Origin of the sequence: Streptococcus sp. DD11 (assembly GCF_001578865.1) — a bacterium.
Classification (GTDB): Bacteria; Bacillota; Bacilli; order Lactobacillales; family Streptococcaceae; genus Streptococcus; species Streptococcus panodentis.
This window is the reverse complement of sequence record NZ_KQ969422.1, coordinates 1-686: the sequence shown is the minus strand read 5'-3', so window position 1 is coordinate 686 and position 686 is coordinate 1. Positions and strand designations below refer to the sequence as shown.

Genomic DNA, 686 nt, shown 5'->3' with positions numbered 1-686 from the left:
TCATCTTAATGACGCTGTCCGAATGCCCATGAGCGATATCGATGGTGATATAGTCCGGAGCATCGTCTTTGAGACTGCTGACAAAGCCGTATTCATCATCTTTGACACCGACAGAAATGGAAGCAATCAGCCCCAGCTCATGCATGCGCTTGATAAATGGCCTGCGCTTTGCTTCCTCGAAACGGTGCATGATATAAAAATAACCACCCCGTGCCAGCTCTTCCGCCACTTTCTCATCTATGATGGTCTGCATATTGGAGGGTACTACCGGCAGTCGGAAAGTATGCCTGCCAAAGGTGATGCTGGTATCGGCTTCCGCCCGGCTTTTGACAATACACTTAGCCGGAATAAGCTGGATATCCTCATAATCAAAAACCTGAAAATCATTTAGCATAGAGTTCTCCTCATCTTATCTATCTATTGACCTACCTATGCCTAGCGCATCGCTACGTCTTTTCCAGACGTTTCCGTAAAAATTATATCACAAAGTACACTTTTTGTAAATTTTTTGTGTTTTTTTAAGAATAATGTTCGGAAAATCACTTATCTAAAAGATAATCATTGTGCCTGCCGTAGATAAAAGGATTGTCTAATTATCTTTCAAGATCAAAGCAAGACTGAAATACTTTTATACGGTATCTTCCAAAAGATCCATCCCTCTGTGGGTGAGGCACTGCCATCATGGG

1 protein-coding gene is annotated in these 686 nt (G+C 42.6%); it reads right to left on the bottom strand.

The annotated features are described in order from the left end of the window. Positions 1 to 394, bottom strand: a 394-nt coding sequence (locus STRDD11_RS13205) for an IMP dehydrogenase (protein WP_206512727.1), incomplete at its 3' end; no start/stop codon positions are given. Between the last annotated feature and the right edge of the window lie 292 nt (positions 395 to 686).